This is a genomic window from Helicobacter monodelphidis (assembly GCF_003288845.1).
GTDB lineage: Bacteria > Campylobacterota > Campylobacteria > Campylobacterales > Helicobacteraceae > NHYN01.
Map to the genome: position 1 here is coordinate 20,261 of NZ_NHYN01000023.1, position 8,749 is coordinate 29,009.

Below are 8,749 nucleotides of genomic sequence, written 5' to 3' on the forward strand. Positions count from 1 at the left end.
AGAATAATTTAAAATAAAGAATTCTTAATTCTAGCAAATTGTCTTTTTAAAGTAGTTTGGTTATAATCTTTTACTAACTATGAATGGGGGTTTTATGCAAATCGATGAGTCTTGTGTGCAACAATTTGTAACTGCTTGTGAGTCGCGTTTTTTAGATAGAATTTATACAGACTATGCGAGATGTTTTGTCTATGGCGTAGATGCATCTTGCTATCGCTATATTCCAAAAGTTGTCGTTAGGGCGGAGAGCGAGGAAGAGGTTGCTTTTTTATTACGACTTGCATATCAGCTTAATTTACCTATTACTTTTAGAGGTGCGGGAACATCTTTAAGTGGACAAGCTTGTGGCGAGGGTGTTTTGGTGTTGGTTTCGTATGCTAAAATAGATATTTTAGAGCAAGGGCGGTATATTCGTTGTGATTGTGGTGTAATTGGTTGTGAAGCAAATGAGGCATTAAAACCTTATGGGAGAAAAATAGGACCTGATCCAGCAACCATTAATAGTGCTTTTATTGGTGGGATTGTCTCAAACAATTCAAGCGGAATGTGTTGTGGGGTAAAGCAAAACAGCTACCAAACATTGCATTCCTTGCGTGTGATTTTATTTGATGGTAGCGTTGTGGATACTGCTGATGAAAAATCCTGGCAGGAATTTTTAAATAACCATTCCCAGTTGGTGGAGGAAATTCAGAATCTAAGACAACAAATTATTGATGATACAGAATTAAGAGAACGGATTTGTCATAAGTTCAGCATAAAAAATACAACAGGTTATAGCCTTAATGCCCTTGTAGATTTTTCAGAAACCAAAGATATTTTTAATCATTTGTTTGTGGGTGCAGAAGGTACGCTTGGCTTTGTCAGTTCTGTATGCTATGAAAGTGTTGTTGATTATGCCTATAAAGCTTGTGCTTTACTCTTTTTTGATAATATTCTTGAAGCAACAGAGGCTATTTCACTTTTTGCAGATAATGATGACAAAATCACAGCAGCTGAAATAATGGATTATGCTTGTTTATGTTCTGTGCAATATTTAGATGGGTTGCCTCCAGAAATTCATGAGATTAGTGAGGGAAATTGTGCTTTGCTGATTCAGCTGGAGGAGAACTCTCAAGAAGAATTAGAATCCAATATTTCTTTTTTAACACCTAAAATTCAGGCGTTAAAAACGCTTTTTGAAGTGAGATTTAGTTTGGATGCAAAGGAGCAAGAGTCTTGGTGGAAAATCCGCAAGGGTATTTTGCCTATTGCTGCAGGAAACCGCCCATTAGGTAGCACGGTCATTACTGAGGATATTTGCTTTCAAATTCAGGATTTTACGCAAGGGATTGCACGCATTACGGAACTTTTCACACAATATCAATTTGAAGGTATTATTTTTGGACATGCCTTAAGCGGAAATGTCCATTTTATTATTACTCCCAACTTAAGCGATGAGAAACAATTGCAATGTTTTAGCGGGTTTATGGAAGCTTTAGCAGAGTTAATGCATACATTTGGAGGTTCAATTAAGGCAGAACATGGAACAGGTAGAATGGTTGCACCATTTGTGGCACTTGAATGGGGAGAAAAGGCGTATTCAATCCATCAAAAAATAAAGAAAATTTTTGATTTTAAAGGATTAATTAATAAAGATGTAATAATTTCTGATGATCCTCAAATCCATCTTAAGAATCTTAAACCCGCTACTTTACACCAAGATGAAATTATGGAGTTTATTGGTTCTTGTATGGAGTGCGGGTTTTGTGAAAAGCATTGTCCGAGCAAGAATTTTACTTTAACGCCGCGTCAAAGAATTACCATGTATCGTGAAATTGTGCGTTTAGAATCTTGTGTAAATCTTACTCAAGATGAACAAAAAGCATTGCAAGAATTAAAAGCAGCACAGCGTTATTTAAGTATTGAAACTTGTGCGACTTGTTCTGCTTGTGCAAATCTCTGCCCATTGAGTATTGATACTGCAAAAATTGCTTCACATATTCATAAGCAGAGTGAGGATTCAAGAATTGCGACGAGTATCGCAAAACATCTTTCTTTTACAAGTGGAGTATTAAAGATTGGTTTAAAAACAGCGACTTTTGCACAAAACATATTGGGTTCTAAGAGGGTTTATCGGTGGAGCGTCAAGCTCAACAAAGCTTTAAAAACTCCTATCTGTTTTCCGCAAATGCCAAAGAATAATGTTTACTTTTTGAAAAATCGTGGTGATTCTAGCCAAAAAGTTGTTTATTTTAGTAGTTGCTTGAATCGTCTCTTTGCACCACCACCTTTTGCACAAGACCAACGCAGTATTCAAGAAGTATTTGAATCACTTTGCTTAAAGGCAAATTTTCAAGTCATCTATCCGCAGAATTTAGAATCTTTGTGTTGTTCTAAAGCATTTAAGGATTATCCAAATACAAGCCTAAAAGTTGCTAAAGCTAGCTTTGAATCTTTAAAGATTGCTAGTGAATATGGCAAAATTCCAATAGTTTGTGATCATAGTGCCTGTTCCTTAGAATTGCTTGAAAAAATGGTCTTTTTTTCTCAAGCGGCTGGATTTAAATTGCAGGTTTTAGATATGCCTATTTTTGTGAAAGAATTTTTACTTCCACATTTGCAAATTGTGCCACAGCAAGAATCTGTCGCTATTTATGCACCTTGTGCAACGAGGCATTATCGTATTCAAGCCATTCCAAAAGAACAAGGTGGTAAGAGGGATGCACAAGCCGCTATTTTAGAGCTTGGTGCATTATGTTCCTATACAGAACCCGTCGTGCACTATGACACAAAATGTTGTGGATTCTCTGGAAATAAGGGTTTTTTGCTACCTGAATTAAACAAGAATGCACTTAAGAATTTTAAGGATTTCTATGCACAAAAGGGATTGAAAAGTGGCTATAGTAGTTCTTCTACATGCGAGATTGGTTTATGTGAACATACAAACTTTGCGTGGCAACACATTATTTATCTTGTTGACCGATGTGCAAAGAATGTAATGTAGTTTATTTATAATACAAGTGGAATTCCTGTCGCTTTCACATAGCTACCTAACCATTTAACTTTGTCTTGATGTAATTGCATAAAAGATTGAATATGTGGGTTGTCAATATGCCCATCAAAATCGATAAAGAAATGGAATTCAAAATCTTTGCCACCCGTTTTTGGACGTGATTCAATTTTTGTCATATTGATTCCTAGTTTTCTAATATCTTCCAAAAAGCAGGCTAAAACACCGGGTTTATCCGTGTTGGCTAAATCTACTGCTAATGAAGTTTTATCTGCATCACTAGGTTGATTCTTAAAATCGCTAATAATGACAAAACGTGTCTTATTGTTAGAGATATCTTCAATATGTTCAAAGAGAACAGGTAATGCGTGTAAATTTGCTGCAATATGCGAACAGATTGCTCCAGACTCCGGATCATTTTTGGCTAGTTGGGCAGCTTTTGCTGTAGAATCTACAGGTATACGTTCTACTTCTGCAAGATTATATTCATTCAAGAATGTCAAGCATTGTCCAAAAGCAATATCTTTTGAGTAAATGCGTTTGATAGAATGGAGTGATTCTGCTAAAGTTGCAAAAGAATGGTGAATAGGTAAAATAACCTCTGCAACAATCTTTAAAGAAGTATTTGCCAATGCATCTAATGTTTCCCCCACCGCCCCATTTTTGTTATTTTCAATCGGCACAACACCATATTTTGCACATTTTGTTTCAACGCTTTTAAAAACTGCTCCGATATGATTCATTGATAGATAATGGCTCATTGCTCCAAAACGACTTTCTGCTGCTTGATGTGTATAGCTTCCCAAAGGTCCTAAATAAGCAATCCTTTCTGGTAATTCTAAATTTCTACTAACAGCAAAAATTTCCATATAAATTGCCTCAATGGCTTCTTTATTGAGTAAAGAATTTGAATGCATTGCATTTAGATTAAATAGTCGCTCTAAAATCTCGCGTTCTCGGTCTGGACGATATATAGCAGTCTGTGTGCTACGTTTTTCCTCGCCAATTTGCTTAACCACTTCCATTCTTTGTGAAAGCAATGTAAGAATTTGATTATCAATTTTATCAATTTCTTGTCGTAATTGTTGAATCATTGTTTGTCCTTCAAATATGCAAGTTCGTTTTCCCAAAGGCTTTCTAGTCTTTCTTTTGAACGTATAACCCAAACTTTCTTTTGGTCATTGAAGGCAATTTCTGGTGGATTTGGACGTGTATTATAGTGGCTAGCCATTGTGAATCCATATGCACCAGCATTCTTAATAATCAGTAAATTGTTATGTTTAAGTGGAGGAAGTTTAATGTTTTTTGCAAGAAAATCCCCACTTTCACAAATGGGCCCTACAACATCTGCTAATGTGCAATGACTATGTTCTAAAATCTCTGTATCGATAATTTTTTCTGAATCAAATAAAGCAATCTGATGAATAGCGTCATAGAGTGTCGGACGAATAAGGTCGTTCATTGCTGTATCTACAATCACGAATCGTTTAGAATCATTTATTTTTTCATATAACACAGAAGTGATTAAATAGCCACTATTTCCTACAATGAATCTACCCGGTTCACAAATGATTGTCGCTTCTGTTCCGCGTAATTCTTTAAGAATCATTTGTGCATAATCATAGGGTTCTATGGGCTTTTCATCTGTATAGTTAATGCCCAGCCCACCACCGACATCAAAAAATTTTAACTCAAGCCCAATTGCATTTAAAGAATGGAATAGCGAGGAAATTTTTTGTGTTGCCTCTTGCAGAGGTTCTAAATCAAGCAGTTGGCTACCAATATGAAAATGAATGCCAACAGGCTTTAAATGCGGGCTTTTGTGTGCGTATAAATATAATCGCTTTGCTTCTTGCACAGGAATACCGAATTTATTTTCGTTTAAGCCTGTAGAGATATAAGGGTGGGTTTTTGGGTTAATGTTTGGATTTACTCTCAATGAGATTCTTGCTTCTGTGCGAATTGAACTTGCAATTTTTTCAACAAGAAGCAATTCATCTTCACTTTCAACATTAATAAACAAAATATTTAAATGTAAGGCTTCCAAGATTTCATCTTTTCGTTTGCCAACCCCACTAAAAATGATATGATAAGGTTTAACTCCAGCAAGAATGGCACGTTTAATCTCTCCTAGTGAAACACAATCTGCACCGCCTCCAAGTGAGGCTATTTGTTGTACAACAGAGAGATTTGAATTTGCTTTCAAAGCATAAGCAATAAGCGATTTTCTTCCAGCAAAAGCTCCTTTGATTTTAAGGTATTGCTGTTGAATGTTTGTAAAATCATAAAGGTAAAAAGGTGTGCCAAAACGTTTCGTTAATTGCCCCAAAGAAGGAAAATAATGTGGAATGCTCATAAAAAACCTTTTTGTTAAATATTTTCGACTATTCTACCTTGTTTTTGCTTCCATTTTTCTATATTTTATGTTTAAATATCTGTAAAATTGTTTGAATGACAAAAAGGATCAATATGAGTGAAACAATACGATATTGGCTAGAAGATGTTTTTATAGCACTCTTAGTGCTTGCTTTATTTGTTGCAATTATTGGTTTTTTACTTGCTTATTTTTTTCCTTTTTGGAGATTCACAAAAAAGCCCATATCAATTTCCCCTCTTGCCTCTTCTCCGCAAACACACCACAATGTTGACTTTATTTTAAGAATTACCAAAGTTTTAGAGAATCAAACAAATTCTTTACCGATTCTTCAGCAAGAGGTTGATTATTTTTTGGAGGTTTTTTCAACAATAGACACAAATATTGAAGATTGTGGTTTAATTCTTAGTCTTGCATTGCAACATTCAAGAATTAATGCAGCTTTAATCTTGCGATTGGAACGTTGTTTTAAGGAAAAATTCAAAGAAGAAGCAAAATATTTTGAGCAATTAGTGTTGATAGGATTAAAAAAACGATAACTCTTAACATAAGTTAATATTTTACATCATGATTTTCGCTAAGATTTATGTTTTATTTTAGGAGTGATGAATGGATTTTTTATATCCTTATTTTCTTACCTTGCACCTCATTTGTGCCATTATTTTTTTAGGGTATATTTTTTGCGATATTGTGCTTCTTAGCCTAATCAGAAAAAAATTGGGTGATGAAGTTGCAAATCGTGTTTTTGGAGTTATTTCCCAAAGGGGTGTCAAGATTATGCCACTTTGTTTGTTGCTTTTAGTGATAAGTGGTGGAGCGATGATTAGTCGATGGGTAGGATTTGAAAAGGGCTTTTTGGATTCTTTGTTGCAACAACTTTTAATGCTTAAAGTTTTATTTGCACTTGTGATTGTTGCATTTGTGATTCTTTCTTTAAGTTGTCATTATGTTTTTAAAATTAAGAATCCTTTTGCAAAGATTGTTCATAAAGTTGCTTTTGTGTTAGGGTTTTTGATTGTTATTTTAGCCAAAGTGGCATTTTATTTTTAGGAGAAATAGATGAGTGTGTATCAAGAAATTAATGTGGAGTCCATAGAAAAATTGATGGATGTTTTTTATGCAAAAATACGGGCAGATAAAGGTGAGTTAGGTGCAATTTTTAATGGAAAAATTGGTACAACCAATGCTGAATGGGCAAAACATAAAGCAAAAATTGCCTTATTTTGGCGTAATATGCTTTTGGGTGAACCTGTGTATGATGGGCAACCCCTAAAGGCACATCTTGACTTACCCCCATTTAAACGAGAACTTTTTACAGAATGGCTTAATTTGTTTTCGCAAAGTTTAGAGGAAGTGTTTTCTGATGGTATTAAAATACAAATTCTTCAAAGGGCTGAAATGATTGCACAGCGATTTCAATTTATGCTTTATGAGAGTGGACATTAGGATCGTTTAAGATAGAGACCTAAATGCTAACATTAATGCAAGAAACTATGCTTTAGGTATGATAGATGATAGAAATAGAGTAAAAAGAGATAAATCTAGGGCAGGAATTACCCAAAGTTACGCTTGTAGAGAATATCTAGCGGGGTATCAAAATATACTCATATGCTTGATGCTATCTATCTATAAAATAAGAAACCTAACCACTAAAAATGGCTGGGTGATTCATTAATTGAGTTAAGCAATTATTTTCAGTTAGGATTTTAGTGTTTTTTAAAATAAAGAACATTAAAATTGCCTTTTTAAAATTTAGTTTATGCCTTTGAGTTGTTGCAGTGGGATAAAGGCAGTAAAGGAAAATAGTGTTTAGTTTTTATGATAATCTTAAAATTGGCACAAAGCTTGTTTTAACAATTCTTATTGTCGTAATTATAGGCATTGCGAGTTTAAGCGTAGTTGTTTCAAGTCAAGTAAGTAGTGAAACACAAGATAAGGTACGCCAGAATTTGGTAGCGAATGTTGCACGATATGCAAACTATATTGAAGGCACTTTTCTTGAAATGATTGCTTTAGTTGATGCAGTTCAAACGATTCTTATAAATTCAATGCATGGGTCTTCAGGCTATAATGCAAAAGAGATAGAGGAATTGTTGGCAGTTATGGATGCTAGCAACTATATAAATTATATGTATGTCTATCTGGTGGATCCAGATGCGGAATTTAAACAGGTTAATCCAAAATATCTTACAGAATCTCAAAAGTTTTTAATTATTGTTCAAGATATAAATCCAGGAGAAAATGGTGGCGTCGTGTTAAAGCAGGCTGAGGATGCTATTGTCAATGCTGAAGCTGTTCAAAGAGTATTGCAGAGCAAAAAACCTGCGTTAGGTGAACCAAAGCATTTCAATATTGATGGCCAAAGTTCTTTTAGTGCTAATATTGCTTATCCGATTTTTGGTAAAAATGATCAGGTTGTGGGTGTTGTGGGGGCATTATTTGACCTTACAAGTGTTGCTAATTTATTGTCTCGTCCAGACTTAAGTGTCTATGAGGGTGATATACGATTTGTGCTAACAGGCAATGGAGCATTTGCTATCCATCCAGATTCTTCAGTGTGGGGAAAGTCATTTGCCCAAATTAATACTTCAGATTCTGCTAAAGAAGTAACTGAAGCCTTTAATAGAAAAGATCCTTTGTATTATTCTAGTGACTTTATTCCCTTAAATCAAATCCCTTCTTATGCAATTTTTAAAGAATTGAAAATCGGAAATTTGGATACTTGGTATATGGCTGTTACTGCTCCTAAGCATGTGGTGTTGCAATCTTTGACTCAACTACAACTTGCAATACTGGTTGTATCTTTAGTGGTTTTGATATTTGTGGCGGTGGCTACTTACTTGGTTGTTTATAGAGTTATTTCTGTGCGCATAGGAAATCTATTGCATATCCTAACAGACTTTTTCAAGTATCTCAATCATGAAACAAAAACTGCCCCAGTTCCCTTACGACCACGAGCAAATGATGAGGTGGGTGCGATGGCTAAAGCCATTAATGAGAACATTAAGCAAACTCAACAAGGCTTGGAACAAGATGCAAAAGCGGTGGAGCAGTCTATCCAAACTGCTCAAGCCATAGAAGCAGGTAACTTAACGGCTAGAATTACTGAAAATCCAGCAAACCCTCAGTTAGTTGAGTTGAAAAATGTGCTTAATCAAATGTTAAGTGTTTTGCAGGACAAAATAGGTAGCGATACTAATGAAATATCAAGAGTATTTAATTCTTATACAAGCTTAGACTTTACAACAGAAGTCAAGGATGCAAAAGGAAGTGTAGAAATTGTTACTAACACACTTGGAGAAGAAATAAGAAAAATGCTTCATACTTCAGCAAACTTCGCTAAAGACTTAGAATCTAAATCAAAAGATTTAGAAGAAGCAGTAAGA

At 34.8% G+C, this 8,749-nt stretch carries 7 protein-coding genes; 5 read left to right on the plus strand and 2 right to left on the minus strand.

All coding sequences use genetic code 11. The annotated features are described in order from the left end of the window. Window positions 1-94: 94 nt before the first annotated feature. Window positions 95-2,983, plus strand: a complete 2,889-nt coding sequence (locus CCZ01_RS08675; RefSeq protein ID WP_112052827.1) for an FAD-binding and (Fe-S)-binding domain-containing protein — start codon at window positions 95-97, stop codon at window positions 2,981-2,983. A 5-nt stretch (window positions 2,984-2,988) separates the two neighbouring features. On the opposite strand, the gene pheA is transcribed toward CCZ01_RS08675, so the two are convergent. Beyond that, a complete protein-coding gene (pheA, locus tag CCZ01_RS08680; RefSeq protein WP_112052828.1) occupies window positions 2,989-4,083 on the minus strand; it encodes a chorismate mutase in 1,095 nt (364 codons plus the stop codon). Continuing rightward, a complete protein-coding gene (gene lysA / locus CCZ01_RS08685; protein ID WP_112052829.1) occupies window positions 4,080-5,345 on the minus strand; it encodes a diaminopimelate decarboxylase in 1,266 nt (421 codons plus the stop codon). The genes pheA and lysA overlap by 4 nt, the downstream gene beginning before the upstream one ends. Before the next feature lie 113 nt (window positions 5,346-5,458). Between lysA and CCZ01_RS08690 the strand changes: the two genes are divergently transcribed. The 4 genes from CCZ01_RS08690 to CCZ01_RS08710 form a co-directional block, all read left to right on the plus strand. Continuing rightward, window positions 5,459-5,902: a hypothetical protein gene (locus tag CCZ01_RS08690; protein WP_112052830.1), complete on the plus strand. Its 444-nt coding sequence runs from the start codon at window positions 5,459-5,461 to the stop codon at window positions 5,900-5,902. Between the two features lie 70 nt (window positions 5,903-5,972). Beyond that, window positions 5,973-6,413, plus strand: a complete 441-nt coding sequence (locus tag CCZ01_RS08695) for a copper resistance protein CopD (RefSeq protein WP_112052831.1) — start codon at window positions 5,973-5,975, stop codon at window positions 6,411-6,413. 9 nt (window positions 6,414-6,422) lie between these two features. Continuing rightward, window positions 6,423-6,809: a group III truncated hemoglobin gene (locus CCZ01_RS08700; RefSeq protein ID WP_112052832.1), complete on the plus strand. Its 387-nt coding sequence runs from the start codon at window positions 6,423-6,425 to the stop codon at window positions 6,807-6,809. Window positions 6,810-7,168: 359 nt separating this feature from the next. Continuing rightward, a partial coding sequence (locus CCZ01_RS08710) for a HAMP domain-containing protein (RefSeq protein ID WP_146745236.1) occupies window positions 7,169-8,749 on the plus strand: 1,581 nt, incomplete at its 3' end.

Coding starts and splice junctions, on each gene's coding strand:
- CCZ01_RS08675 (WP_112052827.1), top strand. CDS start 95: ATGCAAATCGATGAGTCTTGTGTGCAACAATTTGTAACTGCTTGTGAG.
- pheA (WP_112052828.1), bottom strand. CDS start 4,083: ATGATTCAACAATTACGACAAGAAATTGATAAAATTGATAATCAAATT.
- lysA (WP_112052829.1), bottom strand. CDS start 5,345: ATGAGCATTCCACATTATTTTCCTTCTTTGGGGCAATTAACGAAACGT.
- CCZ01_RS08690 (WP_112052830.1), top strand. CDS start 5,459: ATGAGTGAAACAATACGATATTGGCTAGAAGATGTTTTTATAGCACTC.
- CCZ01_RS08695 (WP_112052831.1), top strand. CDS start 5,973: ATGGATTTTTTATATCCTTATTTTCTTACCTTGCACCTCATTTGTGCC.
- CCZ01_RS08700 (WP_112052832.1), top strand. CDS start 6,423: ATGAGTGTGTATCAAGAAATTAATGTGGAGTCCATAGAAAAATTGATG.